General features: G+C 71.1%; 8 protein-coding genes. 6 read left to right on the top strand and 2 right to left on the bottom strand.

The window, feature by feature from the left end:
- Nucleotides 1-5 precede the first annotated feature (5 nt).
- The 5 genes from JQN72_RS04200 to JQN72_RS04180 all read left to right on the top strand — a co-directional run bounded on the left by JQN72_RS04200 (nucleotide 6) and on the right by JQN72_RS04180 (nucleotide 13,487).
- Nucleotides 6-524, top strand: coding sequence for a peptidylprolyl isomerase (locus JQN72_RS04200; protein ID WP_204133913.1), 519 nt, complete (start codon nucleotides 6-8; stop codon nucleotides 522-524).
- 31 nt (nucleotides 525-555) lie between these two features.
- A complete protein-coding gene (locus tag JQN72_RS04195; RefSeq protein WP_204133912.1) occupies nucleotides 556-1,449 on the top strand; it encodes a rhomboid family intramembrane serine protease in 894 nt (297 codons plus the stop codon).
- 433 nt (nucleotides 1,450-1,882) lie between these two features.
- The gene (locus JQN72_RS04190) at nucleotides 1,883-12,274 is read left to right on the top strand and encodes a LamG-like jellyroll fold domain-containing protein (RefSeq protein ID WP_204133911.1); all 10,392 of its coding nucleotides are present in this window, start codon (nucleotides 1,883-1,885) and stop codon (nucleotides 12,272-12,274) included.
- Nucleotides 12,271-12,882, top strand: coding sequence for a T6SS immunity protein Tdi1 domain-containing protein (locus tag JQN72_RS04185; RefSeq protein ID WP_204133910.1), 612 nt, complete (start codon nucleotides 12,271-12,273; stop codon nucleotides 12,880-12,882). Before JQN72_RS04190 ends, JQN72_RS04185 begins: the two co-directional genes overlap by 4 nt.
- Before the next feature lie 89 nt (nucleotides 12,883-12,971).
- Complete coding sequence (locus tag JQN72_RS04180) at nucleotides 12,972-13,487, top strand: hypothetical protein (protein WP_204133909.1); 516 nt, start codon at nucleotides 12,972-12,974, stop codon at nucleotides 13,485-13,487.
- Nucleotides 13,488-13,557: 70 nt separating this feature from the next.
- On the opposite strand, the gene JQN72_RS04175 is transcribed toward JQN72_RS04180, so the two are convergent.
- Nucleotides 13,558-14,772, bottom strand: coding sequence for an alpha/beta fold hydrolase (locus JQN72_RS04175; RefSeq protein ID WP_204133908.1), 1,215 nt, complete (start codon nucleotides 14,770-14,772; stop codon nucleotides 13,558-13,560).
- Between the two features lie 378 nt (nucleotides 14,773-15,150).
- On the opposite strand from JQN72_RS04175, the gene JQN72_RS04170 reads away from it, so the two are divergent.
- On the top strand, nucleotides 15,151-16,467 hold the full coding sequence (locus JQN72_RS04170) for an alpha/beta fold hydrolase (RefSeq protein WP_204133907.1): 1,317 nt from the start codon (nucleotides 15,151-15,153) through the stop codon (nucleotides 16,465-16,467).
- A 73-nt stretch (nucleotides 16,468-16,540) separates the two neighbouring features.
- Here JQN72_RS04170 and JQN72_RS04165 read toward each other — a convergent pair whose 3' ends face one another.
- Complete coding sequence (locus tag JQN72_RS04165; RefSeq protein ID WP_204133906.1) at nucleotides 16,541-17,629, bottom strand: RCC1 domain-containing protein; 1,089 nt, start codon at nucleotides 17,627-17,629, stop codon at nucleotides 16,541-16,543.
- Between the last annotated feature and the right edge of the window lie 55 nt (nucleotides 17,630-17,684).

Raw genomic sequence — 17,684 nt, 5'->3', positions numbered from 1 at the left:
ACGGCATGAAGGCAACGCTGCACACGAACCACGGCCCGATCGTCGTCGAGCTCTTCTCCAACGAGGCCCCGAAGACCGTCGAGAACTTCGTCGGTCTCGCCAAGGGCGAGAAGGAGTACACCGACGACGCCGGCCGGTCCAACCCCACGCCGTTCTACGACGGCCTCGTCTTCCACCGGATCATCCCCGACTTCATGATCCAGGGCGGCTGCCCGCTCGGCCGTGGGATGGGCGGCCCGGGCTACACCTTCGACGACGAGATCCACCCCGACAAGCAGTTCGACCGGCCCTACCTCCTCGCGATGGCCAACGCCGGCAAGCGGATGGGCAAGGGCACCAACGGCTCCCAGTTCTTCATCACCGTCGCGCCCACCACGTGGCTCAACGGCAAGCACACGATCTTCGGCGAGGTCGCGGACGCCGCCAGCCGCCAGGTCGTCGACACGCTCGCCGCCGTCCGCACGGGCGCGCAGGACAAGCCCGTCGAGGACGTCGTCATCGAGCGCGTCGAGATCGACGACTGACCACCCGCAGCATCCCGGGCCAGCCCTCGCCATGACCGACCCGTCGTCCCTGCCGCCCGCCGAGGAGCAGGTCCCCGTCTGCCCGCGGCACCCCGACCGTGAGTCCTACGTGCGCTGCCAGCGCTGCGGCAGGCCCACCTGCCCGGAGTGCCAGCGGCCGGCGGCGGTCGGCATCCAGTGCGTCGACTGCGTCAAGGAGGGCGCCCGCTCAATGCGCCAGGGGCGCACGGTCTTCGGGGGCGCCGCCACCGACGGCCGGCCGCTGGTCACGACGTGGGTCATCGGCATCTGCGCGGTCGTCTACGTGCTCCAGCAGGTGGTCCCCGGTCTCAGCGGACGGATCGCCATGGTGCCGGCCTACGGGGACACCGAGCCCTGGCGCTTCCTCTCCTCGGGCTTCGCGCACGGGAGCGTGCTGCACATCCTGTTCAACATGTACGCCCTGTGGATCATGGGGCAGTACCTCGAGCCGCTGCTCGGCCGTGCCCGGTTCATCGCGCTCTACCTGCTGAGCGCCTTCGGCGGCTCCGTCGTCCTCCTGCTCCTCGCGTTCCCGCCCTCGCCGGCCCAGCTCGCGGTCGGGGACGGTGGCTCCTGGTACCAAGGGGCGGTCGGCGCGTCCGGCGCGGTCTTCGGGCTGTTCGGGGCGTTCCTCGTCCTGCAGCGCCGGCTCGGTCGCTCGGCCGCGGGGATGTACGTCGTCATCGGTGCCAACGCCGTCCTCGGGTTCGTCGTGCCGAACATCGCCTGGCAGGCGCACCTCGGGGGACTGGTCACCGGAGCCGCGGCCGCCGCGGCCATCGCCTACCTCGGCCGGTCGCGGGGCCCGATGCAGCCGCCGGACCGGCGCGTCCACTGGGCCGCGCTCGGCGGGCTCGGGCTCGTGCTCCTCGCCCTGGCCGTGGCGAAGTACGCCCTCGCCTGACAAGGGCGACGTGCGCGTGTGGCCCGGCCGCTCCCTGTGGATTACATGCGTGTGATTCGTCCCCAGCTGTGGAAGAACCTGTGGACAACCGTCCGGGGGACGGACGAACCGGCGGGGGACGACGCCCGTCGAGGGCGGTCACGAGGACCGGCCCAGGCATCCGCACAGCACATCGTCAGGGGGGCCCCCCCCCGCGGGGGGGGCCCCCCCCCCCCCGGGGGGGCGGGGGGGGGGGGGGGGGGGGGGGGGGGGGGGGGGGCGCCCCCCCCCGGGGGGGGGGGGCCCCCCCCCCCCCCGGGGGGCGGGGGGGGCGCCCCGCCACGAGACGCCTGCCGGCACGGGGGACGCCGAGTCGTCGACCGACGGAAGGGCAGCCCGGGCGACATCGGACGGCGAGGCTCTGGTGGAGGTGTCCTTGCCGTCGGGTGGTTCCGTGGGGTGGAGCCTCGCGGACGCCGCGGCGGTCGAGGCGAGGGTGGACGGCACGACGGCCACCTACCCGGGGGTGCTGCCGGAGACCGATCTCGAGCTGGTGGCACGGCCGGACGGGGTGAAGGAGACGTTGGTGCTGGCGTCCGAGAAGGCGGCGTCGGAGTGGGTGTTCCCGCTGGCCCTGGACGGGTTGGCGGCCCGCGAGGGCGAGGGCGGCACGATCGAGCTGGTCGACGCGAAGGGCAAGCTGTCCGCGTCGATCCCGGCACCGTTCATGCAGGACTCGTCGGTGGACGAGAAGACCCGGCTGCCGGCACGCTCCTCGGCGGTGTCGATGCGGTTGGTGATCGTGAACGGTGGGCCGGCGATCGAGCTGGCCGCCGACCGGGAGTGGCTGGCGGACCCGGAGCGGGTCTACCCGGTGCGGGTGGACCCGACGGTGACGGCTCAACCGGACGAGAACATCCTCACCGACGGTGACGTCTTCGTCGACAGCGACCCCGAGACGGGTGCGTCGGTGCAGAACGGTGACTACCTGTCGACGGGGATCGACGAGGCCGGGGTGAAGTCCCGGACCTTCCTCCAGTTCGACATCGACTCGGCGGTGACGCCCGAGAAGCCGACGATCTTCGACGCGCACGTGCGCTTGCACCTGATGTACCGGCCGGAGTGCAGCGCGGCGCCGATGTACGTCCACGAGGTCGAGGAGGAATGGACATCCGCAGACCTCGCCGGCGCCGAGTATCCGGGGCCGCGGATCGACACGTCAGGGAACAGGTGGGAGCCCCCGGCCGAGGAGGCGTGCACGAACACTGCGCTCGACCCGTCGGTCGGTGGGTGGATCCCCGCTTCCGCGAACTCTCTGATCGAGGGATGGACCTCTGGTCGGAACCTCGGTCTGGCCGTGACCGCGGACGAGAGCGACCCGGCCCAGCGAGCGTTGTACACGTCGGCCGACTACGCCGACGGTGCGTATGCGCCCACCTTGGTGCTCGTCATGACCGACGGTCTGCCGCCACAAGTGGACACGCGGCGGCCGCGCCACGGAGATGTGGTGCAGACGCTGACGCCGGACATCACGGTGAGAGGCCACGACCCCGACGGGCCCGGCGATATCCACTACACCGTGGACGTCTATGACGAGGATGGCGTCGTCGTGCACAGCAAGGACTTCGTCCAACCGGAGGGGGAAGGCTCGGCCACGACGAGGGTCCCAGCCGGGACGCTGAGGTGGAACACGACGTACTCGTGGAAGGTACACGCGCACGACGAGTCGCAGGTGCACAGTGGTCGGTCTCCGAGGTACTCGTTCTACACACGGGCTCCGCAACCGGCGTTGGGCTCGAAGCTGGCTCAGAACCCGGGGAAGGGCTACAACCCGGACATCGGCAACTACACGACCTCGGCGACCGAGGCGCAGGTGGCCGGGGTCGGACCCGCGCTGGAGATCAGCCGGTCGTACAACAGTCTCGACACGCGACACTCGGGCGCCTTCGGGCGCGGCTGGTCGAGCCTGCTGGACGCGCGGGTGGCCGAGAGGGTCGACGAGGCCGGTGACCTGCGCAGCGTCGTGGTGACCTACCCGGACGGATCAGCGGGGGGCTTCGGCCCGTATCCCGACGGGAAGTTCGAGGCGCCGGCGGGCCGGACCGACGTGCTGACGGCCGTCAGGTCCGGAGGGTCGGTCACGGGATACCGGCTGCGCACCACGCAGGAGACCTTCGTGTTCGCCCGCCCGGTCGGAGGCCGGGAGTTTCGCCCCACCTCGGTGGAGGACGGCAACGGACTCTCCTTGACGTTCACCTACGACGGGTCCGGGCGCGTGTCGCGCATGACCAGCGCCTCGGGGCGGTCGCTGGACCTGACCTGGGACAGCGCCGCGGGCGAGCCGCACGTCACCCGGGTCACGCCGAGCGGACAGATCGACGGTGCAGACCAGTCGTGGGAGTACACCTACGCCGAGCACGACAGGCTCACGAAGGTGTGCCCGCCGGCGGGCTCCTGCACCACCTACACGTGGGACAACTCGGCCAACCAGGGGGCGAACGCGGCGCTCGACCAGGCACCGAGCGTGTTCTGGCGGCTGAACGAGCCGACCGGAAGCACGGTGGCTTCGAGCTCAGTGCTGGGCAGCGGCGGCAGCGACATGGCCTTCCACGAGAACACGACGGCGGGGTCCACGCCGTCGCCATGGCCGGGCTCCACGTCGGGCTCGACGTCCTTCACCGGCTCCTCCTCGCGGGTGCGGATGCCCGCCAGGGGAGCGAACGATGGCTCGCGAACGGTGAGCCTGTGGTTCAAGACGACCACGCCCGGGCGAGTGCTGCTCTCGTACCAGAGCGACCCGATCACCGCCTCGACGACGGAGCATCCCATCATGCCGATGATGTACATCGGGTCCAGCGGGAAGCTGTACACGAAGATCCGCGCCGCGTCCCATAGCAGCACCATGTCCACACCGGAATCGGTGACGGACGGGGAGTGGCATCACGCGGCGCTGGTCGACACGGACGGCGGTGAGGTGCTCTACCTCGACGGGGAGCGGCAGGCGAGCACCAGCGGGGTGGCCGACGGCTGGGACTACTGGGGCACGCGGTACCAGTACATCGGCGCAGGGTTCCTGGGCCTCGAGTGGCCGGACCAGCCGTACGACACCCAACAGCGGACCTTCTTCGCCGGGCAGATCGCGGACGTGGCGTTCTTCGACCATGCGCTGAGCGCATCGGACGTGGCCGAGATGCACGCCGCGGCGGTGAACCAGAGCTGGCAGCTGTCCAAGGTGGCCAAGGACTCGGGCCGCACCGTGGCGTCGCTGTCGATGGACGCCGTCACCGGGCGGCTGTCGTCGATGACCGACAGCGACGGTGGCACGTGGACGATGGGCGCACCCCAGGTGGCCGGGACGAGCGACATCTATGCGGACGCGGTCCGGGCCTCGAGGCCCACCGACTACTGGCGACTGCGCGAGACGAGCGGCGTCCTCGGGCTCAACGAGACCGGCGCCGACGCAGCGACGATCTGGGCCCCGCTGAGGGCCGGGGGGCCGTTCGCCGATGGGACCGCGGTGAGCTTCACCCCCCCTTTCACGAATCCCAGCTCCGGGTGGACCGTTGACCTACCCGGCGGCGCGGTGGCACCGGGCGGGGCCAGCACGCAGGAGCTGTGGTTCAAGACCGGTGCGCCAGGATCGGTCTTGCTGTCGGCGCAGAGTGCCCCGCTGAAAGACTCCCCGTCCGGTGCGTGGCCGATGCTGTGGATCGACGACAACGGCAGACTGCGAGGACTGTCGGCGGCTGCAACACCGACCGGGCCGCTGACATCGGGGTTCGCGGGCAAGTGCATGCAGGCCAGCTCCGGAGACTCCGGTGCTGTGCGGGTGGCCATGTGTGACGGCTCGACGCTCCAGAGCTGGCAGCACAGCGGAACGCAGTTGAAGCGGGGGGGCTCGTGTCTGATCCCCGTGGGCTCCGGATCGGCCAACGGGACGAAGGTGAAGGCACAGGCCTGTCGCGGTGTCGCGGCTGAACAGTGGGAGCCCATGGCTTCGGGCGGCCGCTGGCGCCACGTCGCCTCCGGTCGGTGCCTTGACGCCGGCTCGGGTGCCGATGGCGTTCAGCTGACCATTCGGACGTGTACGAACGCGGCGCGCCAACAGTGGGCGATGTCGCTCGTGTCGCCGGACCGGGTGGACGACAACACGTGGCATCACGCGGTGCTCACGCGTGAGGCCCCACTGCTCAGCACCACCCAGACGCTGTATCTGGACGGGGTGAAAGTGCAGTCCACCACCGGAGCGCTGCCGTTGTGGGCGGACGCCGACTACGGATACCTCGGCGCCGGCGACGCCGGCAATGGCTGGTCGGGACTCCCCCCTGACTCGACCTCGTACTACCACGGGCGGTTGGCGGAGGCCGCCTTCTACGACCGTGCGCTGAACGCGGACGATGTGACTGCTCACTACCAGTCGGCGGGCAGGACTGCGCCCCTGGTAGTCACGGCCGGTGACGTCTCGGGTCGGCGCTTGGCCGACACGGCGGCAGGGTCGCTTCCCGCGCAAGCGTTGACGCCGGGTGTGACCGCGGTCGACCACTCAGCGCAGGTCGATGGGATCACGGCGGTCTCCAACCCCGTGAAGGTGGTCTCGGTGACCGACCCGGGCGGGCACCGGGTGACCGACACGTTCGACCTCGTGACCGGGCAGCGGGCGGCGCACACCGACGCGCTGGGCAACACCACCCTGTACGGGCGGGACAGCGGCGGCTTCACCAGCCTCGAGATCGACCCGAACGGCATCGTGACCCGGTCCGTGCAGGACGAGCGGGGCCACACCATCCAGCGGGTGACCTGCCAGGACCAGGCCGAGAAGAAGTGCTCCAGCAGCTACTACGACTACTACTGGAACGACGACGACCGGGCCGACCCGCGCAACGGCAAGCTCCTCGCGGAGCGCGGGCCGGGCTCGGCGGGGCCGGAGGACGACACGTACCTGACGTCGTACACCTACGACGCGGCCGGGAACCTGCTGACGACGACCGACCCCGTGGGCCGGACGACGACGATCACCTATACCGACGGCACCAGTGTGCCGGCCTCGGGCGGTGGCCAGGCACCGAGGGGCCTGCCGTGGAAGGTGGTGGACGCCTCCGGCGGGTTGCGCACCATGACCTACACCGCCGCGGGTGACCTGGCGACGGTGGTCGACCCGGCGGGCGCGAAGACCACCTACGAGTACGACGCGCAGGGCCGCCAGCTCACCGAGACGGTGTCGACCTCGACGTTCCCCGAGGGGCGGACCACGACGTACACCTACGACGCGGTGGGTCGCGTGGTGACCCAGACGGACCCGGCGGTGACCAACCGGGTGACCGGTGCGGTCCACACCCCGCAGATGAGGAACCTGTTCGACGGTCCCGACGGTGACCTGTTGGCCGGGCAGGTCGTCAGCGACCTCACCGGCGGCGACCCGGAGCGGGTGACCGAATGGACGTACGACGAGCACGGCCGCCGGGCCTCCGAGACGGCCGCGACCGGAGACCGGACGTCGTACGAGTACGACGTCTACGGACATCTGGTGAAGCAGTCCGACCCGGACGGGACGGTCAGCACCTACGCCGTGGACGCGAACGGCAACCAGCTGTCCCGCACGATCGAGGACTACACCGGGGACCCGAACGACCCTCAGGAGCCGGAGGACCTGGTGGTCGAGTCGGCCACCTACGACCCGGCGGGCCGGATGGCGTCGAGCACCGACGCGATGGGCTACACGGTCGACTACACGTACACCGACGACGGCCGGACCGCCACCGTCACCCGCTCGGACGGCGACACCTCGTTCGTGCTGGAACGCAACAGCTACGACGCGGCCGGGAACCTGAAGGAGCAGCGCAGCGCCAACGGCAGGACGGTCACGAGGTTCGGGTACGACGCGGCGGGCCGGCAGATCCGCATCGTGCAGGACCCGAGCGGGATCGCCCGCAACACCTTCCTGAAACTGGCACCCGACGACCAGGTGATCTCGCAGGTCACCCGGGACTCTTCCGGCAACCTGCTGGAGGCCATCGACTACGCCTACGACGTGCTGGGGCGATCGGTGTCGGAGACCCGCTTCGGTGGCGACCCGGCGACGACGCCGGTGGCCCGGTGGCGGCTGGACGAGATCGAGGGATCCACGGCCGCCGACACGGCCGGCAACACCCCCGGTACGGCCACCGGCGTGCGGTGGAAGGACGACCCGCAGCGAGGCCCGGTGGCGGTGTTCGACCGCAACACGTCACAGATCACCACCGCGGGGCCGGTGGTGGACACCACCAACGGGTACACGGTGGCGGCCTGGCTGCGGGCCGACAGGATCCGATCGGACGCCACCGTGCTCGAGATCCCCGGCGTGTCGGACACGCACCCGGCGTTCCGGCTGTCCTTCGACGCCGCAGCCAAGGGATGGCGTGCAGAGACTGCCGGCCACGGGGCCGACGGCGAGGTCGCCGTCAGCTCCAGGATCGTCGGGCAGGGCTCGGTGAGGGCCGGTGCCTGGCAGCACGTGGCCGTGGGAGTGAGCCCACAGTCCAAGTTGTGGACGATCTTCCTCGACGGGGTCAAGGTCGGCAGCTTCGGCGGTGCCGAGACGCACAGCGTTGCCGTAGGGGGTGTGCGGGTCGGCGGCTCCGCGTCGCGGATGTTCCGCGGCGCGATCTCGGACCTGCAGATGTACCAGCAGGTGTCGTACGACGACGACTGGGCCGTCGGCGTGGCCGATGGCACCGTTCCCGGCGCTGCGACCGGCGTCTCCCGCACCTCCAGCGTGCTCGACACCGGCGGTCTGGCGACGGCGGTGGTGGACGCGCGGGGCAACACCACGCACGTGTCCCACGACGAGGCGGACCGGCCGGTCATGACGGTCGGGCCACCGGTGCAGGCGGAGCCCGGTGACGGACCGGCGGTGACCGCCCGGGCGGTGACGACGATCGGGTACAACGCGTTCGGTGACGTCGTCGAGGAGTCCGACCCGAACGGTCACGTCACCACCTACGAGATCGACCAGGCAGGCCGGCAGCAGGCCGTCCGTCTGCCCGGCTACACCCCACCGGGTACATCGGCGCCGATCAACGCCCGGACGGTGCTGGAGTACGACCCGATGGGTCAGCTCGTCTCGCACACCGACCCCCTCGGGCGTACGACCACGCTCGCCTACGACCAGCTGGGCCGGCCGGTCACCGAGGTCGCGCCCGACGGCGGCACCACGACGACGCGCTACGACCTGCTGGGCAACGTGCTGTCGGTGACCGACCCGAACGAGGCGGTCACCGGGTTCGCCTACGACCTGCTCGGCAACCTGACCAGCGTCGACGAGGCGGTCCGGCAGGCCGAGGAGGTCTACACCACCACCGGCACCTACGACGACGCGGGGCGGCTGGCCATGGTGACCACCCCGGCCGGGGTGAGCGCCACCTACGGCTACGACGCGCTCGGCCAGGTGACCAGCATGGTCGACGGAGCCGGCGAGACCACCAGCGTGGTCTACGACGTGCTGGGCCGGGCGGTCAAGCAGGTCGACCCCGACGGCGGCTACACCGTCACGGACTTCGACATGCTCTCCCGGCCGACCTCCTCGGCGGCGTACTCGGAGGATGGCGGTCCCGCACTGGCTACCACCTCCTGGGGCTACGACGCCGCCGGTAACGCCGTGGCAGTCACCGACGCGCGGGGAGCCACGACCCGGTTCGGCTACGACGCGGCCGGGCGGATGGCCACCGAGTCGCAGCCGGTCGACGCCGACACGAGTATCGACACGTCGTTCGGCTACGACCTGGCCGGCAACCCGACCCGGTTCACCGACGGACGGGGCAACGCGTTCACCACCACCTACACTCCGTGGGACCTGGTGCAGTCGCGGATCGAGCCCGCCACCGAGGCCCACCCGGACCCTGCCGACCGGACCTTCACCACGGTGTACGACGCGGCCGGGCAGGCGGTGTCGCAGAGGGTGCCGGGCGGGGTCACCCGCACCTTCGCCTACGACGAGGCCGGCCGGCTGACCCGGCAGGCCGGGTCGGGCGCCGAGGCGGAGACGGCCGACCGTGACTTCGGCTACGACGCCGCTGGCCGGCTGACCCAGTTCTCGGCCCCGGGCGGCACCAACACGGTCGCCTACGACGACCGGGGCCTGCCCGTCTCGCTGAGCGGCCCGTCCGGTGACGCGTCCTTCACCTACACCCCCGACGGGCTGATGGCCTCGCGCACCGACGTGGCCGGCACCACCAGCTACGGCTACGACGACGCGGCCCGGCTGGCGTCGGTCAAGAACACCGAGGCCGGGGTCTCGATCGGGTACACCTACACGGCGATGTCGGAGGTGGCGTCGATGACCTTCGGCGACTCCGGCAACCGGCGGGTCTTCGGCTACGACGACCTCCACCGGCTCACGAGCGACACGCTGGCCGACGCCGACGGGGACACCATCGCCTCGATCGCCTACGGCTGGGACGCCTCCGGCAACGAGACGTCCAAGGTCGTCACCCTCGACGGCGCCACCACCACCGACTCCTACACCTACGACCTGGCCAATCGGCTCACCTCGTGGGACGACGGTGCCACCACCGTCGGCTACCGCTACGACGCCTCCGGCAACCGGACCGGAGTGGGGGACGTCGACTACGTCTACGACCAGCGCAACCGGCTGGTCTCCGACACCGAGGGGCGTGGCTTCACCTACACCGCGCGGGGCACACGGGCCTCGGAGTCGGGCGCCGGCACCAGCATCACGACCGTCGCGGACGCGTTCGACCAGGTCGTCACCCAGGCCTCGGCCGGGGCCACCCGGTCCTACGGGTACGACGCGCTCGGCCGCGTGCTGCGCGACGGGTTCGCCTACTCCGGCCTGCAGAACGACCTGGCCACCGACGGCGGCACCGGCTACCTGCGCGATCCGGACGGCGACGTGACCGCGGTGACCACCGGGAGCACCAGCCGGCTGGTGTGGACCGACCTCCACGACGACGTGGTGGCGCAGCTCGACACCAACGGTGCGGAGGTGACGGCCAGCCGCAGCTACAGCCCGCTGGGAGAGGTGACCAGCGAGAAGGACATGCTCGGCAGCCTGGGCTACCAGTCGGAATGGACCGACCCGGCCACCGGTCGCGTCAACATGCACGCCCGCTGGTACGACCCGGGCACCGCCCAGTTCGGCACCCGCGACGGCCTCACCAACTCGCCGGTCCCGGACTCCATCGCGGCCAACCGGTACCAGTACGGCGACGGCAACCCGCTGGTCGTCACCGACCCCTCCGGCCACCGAGGCAAGTTCCTGGACAGGGTCAAGAACGCCGGCAAGAAGATCCGGGAGGGGTTCCGAGATGCCGGCAGGCGTGTGCGGGACCTCGGCCGGAGCGCCGTGGACTACGCCAAGGACCGAGTCGACGAGGTCAGGCAGTCGGTGACCCGGGCCTACGAGAAGATCACGGCGATCGGGACGGGACTGCTGGCCGCCGCCGAGCGTGTCTCGCAGTGGGCACACACCGCACGTGACTGGATCGTCGAGCACAAGGCCGAGATCGTCGGTGCCATCGTGGGCATGATCGTGGAGGCCGCCTGTCTGCTCGCGGTCGGATGGACAGGGGTCGGCGTGGCCGCCTGCGGGATGGCCGCCGGAGCCCTCGGCGGCCTGGTCACCGGCGCCATGGAGGGCCACACCGGCCTGGAGCTGCTCCATGACGCCGCCATGGGCGGGCTCGCCGGCGGGCTCGGCGCGGCCCTGCCGATGATGGGCGCCGCCGCGGCCAAGGCCGTGAGCAAGGCTGCGGCACCGGTCGCCAAGGCCGTCGCCGGTCGCGCGGGCAAGGTCGTCACGGCCGGGCGGCGTGCGGCGCGAGGTGCCGGCCGCGCCACCCGCGAGCTGGCCGAGCACGCCGACGACGCCGCGCGCGGCACCAGCCGCGTCGGGGGCCGTGCCGACGAGGCCGTCGCCGCCGGGGACGGCTACGTCGACGACGCCGTGCGTTCCGGAGGTAGCCGTTCCGACGATGTCGCCGACACGGCCCGGGCCTGTGTGCGGCACAGCTTCGACCCCGACACCCGTGTGCAGATGGCCGACGGCACCACCCAGAAGATCTCCGAGGTGAAGCTGGACGACGAGGTCCTGGCCACCGACCCGGAGACGGGCGAGACCAGCGCTCAGCCGGTACGGGTCCTGCACCGCAACGACGACCGCGACCTGGTCGACGTCACGGTCACCGACACCGCTACCGGGGAGTGGACGGAGGTGCGCACGACCGCCCACCACCCCTTCTGGAACGCCACCACCGGGCGGTGGACCGACGCCGAGGATCTCGAGCCCGGTGACGTCCTCCGCGGGTCCGACGGCCGCGGGACCCAGCAGGTGAGTAGTGTGAAGGTCCGGCCCGGTCCGGAACTCATGAACGACCTGACCGTCGCCGGCGTGCACACCTACTACGTGCTGGCGGACGACACCCCGGTTCTCGTCCACAACTGCGGCGGCGAAGCAGCAGGCCAAGAAGCCGCAACTCGTCCAGCCGATGGGGTCTCGTTGACCTTGAAGTACAAGGAGGGCTGGTCTCATGCTCAGAAGCAGGCAGCGGACGAGAAGGTTGCCGCACTGAACGCCGCTGACAGGCTGGTGGTCACTCAGGTCAAGAAACGTTCTGGCCCTACGGCTTCTCAGCGGTATCGTGCTGCTGGACATAGCATACCGCCAGGGTCGGACGTAGATCACGTCATCGATCTTCAGTTGGGTGGCGCGGACGATCTCATGAACATGAAGCCGTTGGACAGTTCGGTGAACCGAAGTTTGGGCGCTCAGATCAGCGGACAAACCCGCAAACGCAAATTGCTCCCAGGGACCCTCGTTTGCCGCGTGTCGATCTGTCCGAGACGACCATGATGTTCGAGCGTTTCCTTGCCACGTTCGCCGTCAGCGACGGGCCGAGCCTCGTGACTCAGTCCGTGGACGGCACCGTGGGGGCATGGTTGGACGCGGCTGGCGGGAGAACCTTCGGGGATGGCCTGTACCGCGTCCACACGAGGGCTTCGGCGCGCAGCTCGGACGCTCTGGTGCGTGCAGGATTTCCTGAGTTCGCAGGGCGGTTGACGTGCTTCGGCTACGACTGGCTCGGCCGACAGTTCGCGACGGACGCAGCGCGTGGGTCGGATGGCGACCCTGAGGTCATGCTGTTCGAACCGGGGACCGGAGAAGCGCTCGAGATTCCGGTTCCCTTCTCACGGTTCCACGACGAGGAGCTGGTCGACTACACCGAGGAGGCGTTGGCCCGGACCTTCTTCGATCAGTGGCGGCACTCGGGTGGGTCAGTCCCGACAGTGGCGGAGTGTGTGGGATACAAGCGGCCCCTGTTCTTGGGAGGGCAAGACGTCGTCGCCAACGTGGAGCTCTCGGACCTCGACGTGTACTGGACGATCATGGGGCAACTGAGACGGCAGGTGAGGGGCCTTCCGGAGGGAACGCCGATCACTGAAGTCGTTCGAGACCCATAGATGACCGGTATCAGCAGGACCGCCCTCCGCGTCGGATGCGAAGACGGCCACGTGCCGGACCGTGCGGTTCGGGCTTACGTGGTGATCGCATGACCCGATCGAGGACCTCGATGTTCCTGCTGGGAAGCCGGGGCTGGTACGTGGCCGCCGGGGTGCTGGTCGCCCTCGGCTTCGTCGCGGCCGTGCTACTGCTCGGGACCCGAGACCGCGAGCCGCGAGCTCGGGAGTACCTCGACGTCACCGCGTGCCTGCTCACCGCCGACCGCGGGCTCGCGGACCCCGAGGCGGCCGCGGTGTGGGCCGGTATGCAGGAGGCCTCGGAGGCGACCGGTACCAGGGTGCGCTACCTGGCGGTGGCCGGCGACCAGACGGTCGAGAACGCCGCGACGTTCCTGGCCAGTCTGGCCCAGGCCGACTGCACCCGGATCTACGCCGCCGGAGACCTGCCCCGGGAGACCGTCGACGCAACTGCGGCGCAGTTCCCGGATGTCGGCTTCGTCGTCATCGGAGTGGCCCAAGAAGCGCCCAACGTGTCCACGATCGACGCGTCTGCGGTTCACACGCACCTGACCGAGATCGTCGAACAGGCCGCGTCCTCTCGGTAGCCGGCGCGGAGTCCCGAGCGCGTCGGCCGTCGCGGGCGTGCCTCTCGACGGGAGGCCCAACCAGCGGAGGTCACACCGACAGGAACTCGTCGACGTGGGTCAGGAACTCGTCCCAGGCCGGTTCCTTGGCGCTCAGCAGGTGGTTGCCGCTCGAGAGCATGATGAGGGTGCTGTCGGGGATGAGTGCGGCGAGCTCGGTGGCCTGCGACGCCGGGACACGCACGTCGTCGCGGGAATGCAGGATCAGCGTCGGGCACTGGACGAGATGGGCGATGTCCGAGACGTCGATCCGGGCGAACTGGTCCAGGAAGCGGAGCGCGTTCACCGGGGACGTCGTCTTGCGCTGGAAGCCGATGAAGTCCGCCCACTCCTCGGCGGTCCCGTCCGGGAGGAACTGCGAGGCGAAGACCCGCAGATAGCTGGCATCCTCGCGGCTCCAGCCGACCCGCGCGAGCTCGAGGTCGAGAGCCGCGGCGTCACGCTGGGCCTCGCTGTTCGCCCGGACGGACCGTCCCCGGGCGTAGGCGCCCGCGAGCACGAGCTTGCTGACCCGCTCGGGATGCCGGACCGCGTACGCGATCGCCACCGCTCCACCCTGCGAGACCCCGAGGAGGGGGAACCGCTCCGGCCCCACAGCGTCGACGACGGTCTCCAGGTCGTCGACCCAGTCCTCGAAGGTGAAGCTGGGGACCTCCCAGTCCGACATGCCGCACCCGCGCTCGTCGTAGCGGATGAGCCGGCGCCGGCGCGCCAGCCCCTCCAGCCAATGCGACCACACCGGCGTCCGCCACTCGAGGTCGAGGTGGGTCATCCAGTTCGCGGCCTTGAGCAGCGGCGGCCCCGACCCCACCGTGGCGTAGGCGATCCGGGTGCCGTCGGCGGCGTGGCAGTAGCGGATCGTCTGACCGTCGCCACCGGTGCGAGCGGCCACGGCCGGCGTGGCAGCATGCCCGGCCGGCCTCCCGCCGACGACGGTGACGGGCGCCACGAACTGGTAGCCCCGGCCGTGGACCGTCCGGATGAGCCGCTGGTCACGGCCCGAGTCGCCGACGGCCAGACGTGCGCTGCGCAGGGCCGTGGTGAGCGCGGCCTCGCTGACGAAGCGGTTGCCCCACACCGAGTCGAGCAGCTCGTTCTTCGGCACGACGCGGTCCCGCTGCGCGAGGAGGTAGTGCAGGAGGTCGAGCGCGAGGGGCTCGACACGGACCGAGTGTCCTGACCGCCGCAGCTCGAAGCGTGCGGAGATCAGCTCGTAGTCGTCGAACCGGTATGTCTCCCCGGCCATGTACAGCTCGCCTTCCAGCTCACGGCGGCAGCCATCGGTGCTAGGCCTCGGTGTGAAGCGTATCGGAAAAACCCCTGTGGACGTGGGGTTTCGGCACCCGGACGGCGGTGACACGGAGTGTCCGGAATGCGATGAACAGCCCGCACGGCACCGTTCCATGGCATCGTCTCCTCCGAACGTTCCGGTCGCGTGTACTCGTCGTCGGGGCGGCAGGGGTGCAGACGAGTTTCCCGGACCACGTGAACGGCACCTAGGCAGAACGGAGGGACGCGCCATCCGTCCCACAGCCCCCATCCCGTCATGCGACCCCCGCCGGCGGCGGGCGGCCGGCGCCGCTCCGCCGCAGTGCACCACGACGGACGACGACAGGCCACGGCCGTGAGTACCCTCGTCCACCGCTTCGGGCGGTTCACCCTGTGCCGGACGCGCCGCCTGCTCTGCGCGGACCAGCGGCCGGTCCACCTCGAGCCGCGCGCCTTCGACCTGCTCTGCTACCTGGTGGAGCACCGCGGCCGCGTGGTTCCGCGCCGCGAGCTGCTGCTCGAGGTGTGGGGCGACGCGCCGGTCACCGGCTCCGTCCTCCCGACCGCCCTGAGCGCGGTTCGTGCCGCGCTCGGCGACACCGGGAGCACCCAGCACCTCGTCCGCACCCTCCGAGGCCTCGGCTACCAGTTCGTCGCCCCGACATCGGTCGTCACCGCCGACCTCGACTCGCTGCTCACGGCCGAGGCCGTCCCGGCCGCCGAGCCCGTGACGACGGCACCCGCCATCACCCACGGCACGCGGGGGACCGGCACGGACGCCGGGGTGCGCGACGTCATCCGGTTCTGCCGGACGACCGACGGTGCGCGCATCGCCTGGGCCGCCGTGGGTAGCGGACCGCCACTGGTCAAGACCGCCAACTGGTTGAGCCGGCTCGACCTCGAACGCGAGTCGCCCCTGTTCCGGCACTGGTTCGACGGCCTGGCTCGAGGCCGACAGCTGATCCGCTACGACGAGCGCGGCTGCGGTCTCTCCGAGCAGAGCTCCGGCTTCACCCTCGAGGAGTGGATGGCGGACCTCGACGCGGTGGTCGACGCCGCCGGGCTCGACCGCTTCCCGCTGCTCGGCGTCTCCGTGGGCGCCCCCCTGGCCGTGGCCTACGCCGCGCTCAGACCCGAGCGGGTCAGCCGGCTGGCCGTGCACGCCGGCTTCATCCGGGGCCCCGCCGCCAGAGCACGTGACGACACCGAACGCGACCAGGCGGCCCTGGACCTGAACCTCGCCCTCTCCGGATGGCAGGAGGGGGACCGGAGCTACCTGTGGTTCTGGGCGTCGCAGCACTATGCCGACAGCTCCCCCTCCCGGTGGGACGAGTTCGCGGAGTACACCCGGCAGACGACCAGCGCGGAGAACAGGACCCGGTTCATGACGGAGATGAGCCGCCTCGACGTCACCGAGCTGGCCTCCCGGATCACCTGCCCCACCCTCGTCATGCACTCCCGGGACGACCGACGAGTCCCGTTCTCCCAAGCGACGGAGCTCGCCGATCTCGTCCCGAACAGCAGGCTCGTCCTGTTCGACGGTCGTAACCACCTGCTCATGCCCGACGAGCCGGCCTGGTCGGCGTTCGTCACCGAGCTCCATGCCTTCCTCGACGAGGGAGACGTCGAGGACCGACCGCGCGAGGCCCGACCCGGTGACCCGGGCGCCTGAGCTGAGGCGAGAGTGTCAGCTCAGGCGCCCGGGGCCACCGGGTCGGGTTCCCCCCTCGCGGCGACGTCGGGTGCTACGACGCCGCCGCGCTTCTCTCCCCCGGTCCGCTGCGCCGCGGCCCGGCGGCGGTCGGGGGCGTCACGATGGCCAGCGAGTGGTGGAAGCCGGCAGCGACCGCGGTCACGCGCCGCCCTCTCACCGACGCGGGAGCCCGCGTCTGTCCGTCGGTGCCGTTGCCCCAGGCCATGACCGAGCCGTCGGAGGTCGACACGAGGGAGTGGTAGTAGCCGGCGGCGACCGCCGTGACGGTCCGGCCGACGAGTGACGTCGGCACGTCGACCTGACGGTGGTCTCCGTAGCCCCAGGCCGTGACCCTGCCGTCCGCGGTCAGCGCGAGCGAATGGAGGCCGCCGCCCGCGACGGTCGCGACCGGCCGGCCCCACAGGGAGGCCGGGGTGCTGGCTTGCCAGCAGACGTCGTACCCCCATCCGACGACCGTGCCGTCGGAGGTCAGCGCGAGCGAGTGCAGCCCACCGGCGGCGATCGCGGTGACCGTCCGCCCTCGCAGCGAGGCGGGGAGGTCGCACTGCCCTTCGCTGTTGTCGCCCCACGCGGTGACCGTGCCGTCCGCGGTCAGCGCAACGGAGTGCCATCCGCCCGCCGCGACCGCGACGACCGTCCGGCCCTCCAGGGACTCCGGCACGCTCGACTGCCCCCGGCTGTCATGGCCCCAGGCCGCGACCCTGCCGTCGGAGGCGAGCGCCAGCGAGTGGACGCTGCCGGCTGCGATGGCGGTGACCTTCCGGCCCGCCAGCGACCTCGGCACGTGGGTCTGTCCCTCGCTGGCATCACCCCAGGCGGTCACCGCGCCGTCGGCGGTCAGCGCCACGGAGTGGGAGCTCCCACCGGCGACGGCGACGACCGTCCGGCCCTCGAGCGACGCCGGCACGCTCGACTGCCCGTCGGCGTCGGACCCCCACGCCACGACCTCGCCACCGACGCCCGACGGAGGCGCCCCCAGCGGGGTCGCCAGAGAGGGCGAGGAACCAGCCGCGCCTCTCCTCAGCACACCGGCCGCCGCGGCCACCGCAGGCCGGACCGTTCCTCGCAGGCGACGCCAGGACACGGCATCGGAACCCGTCAGGTCCATCGTCGTACTCACCTCAACACTCCTCTCGGTCGATGTCGGGCGCCATCCCCGCACATGGCTGCCCGGA

The sequence above is a fragment of the Phycicoccus sp. CSK15P-2 genome (assembly GCF_016888005.1).
In the GTDB taxonomy this organism is placed as follows: Bacteria; Actinomycetota; Actinomycetes; order Actinomycetales; family Dermatophilaceae; genus Phycicoccus.
The sequence above is the reverse complement of the archived record's forward strand: the minus strand, read 5'-3'. Positions and strand labels throughout refer to the sequence as shown.

Excerpts from the sequence above, each read along its gene's own strand:
- JQN72_RS04200 (WP_204133913.1), top strand. The coding sequence starts at position 6 with ATGAAGGCAACGCTGCACACGAACCACGGCCCGATCGTCGTCGAGCTC.
- JQN72_RS04195 (WP_204133912.1), top strand. The coding sequence starts at position 556 with ATGACCGACCCGTCGTCCCTGCCGCCCGCCGAGGAGCAGGTCCCCGTC.
- JQN72_RS04185 (WP_204133910.1), top strand. The coding sequence starts at position 12,271 with ATGATGTTCGAGCGTTTCCTTGCCACGTTCGCCGTCAGCGACGGGCCG.
- JQN72_RS04180 (WP_204133909.1), top strand. The coding sequence starts at position 12,972 with ATGACCCGATCGAGGACCTCGATGTTCCTGCTGGGAAGCCGGGGCTGG.
- JQN72_RS04175 (WP_204133908.1), bottom strand. The coding sequence starts at position 14,772 with ATGGCCGGGGAGACATACCGGTTCGACGACTACGAGCTGATCTCCGCA.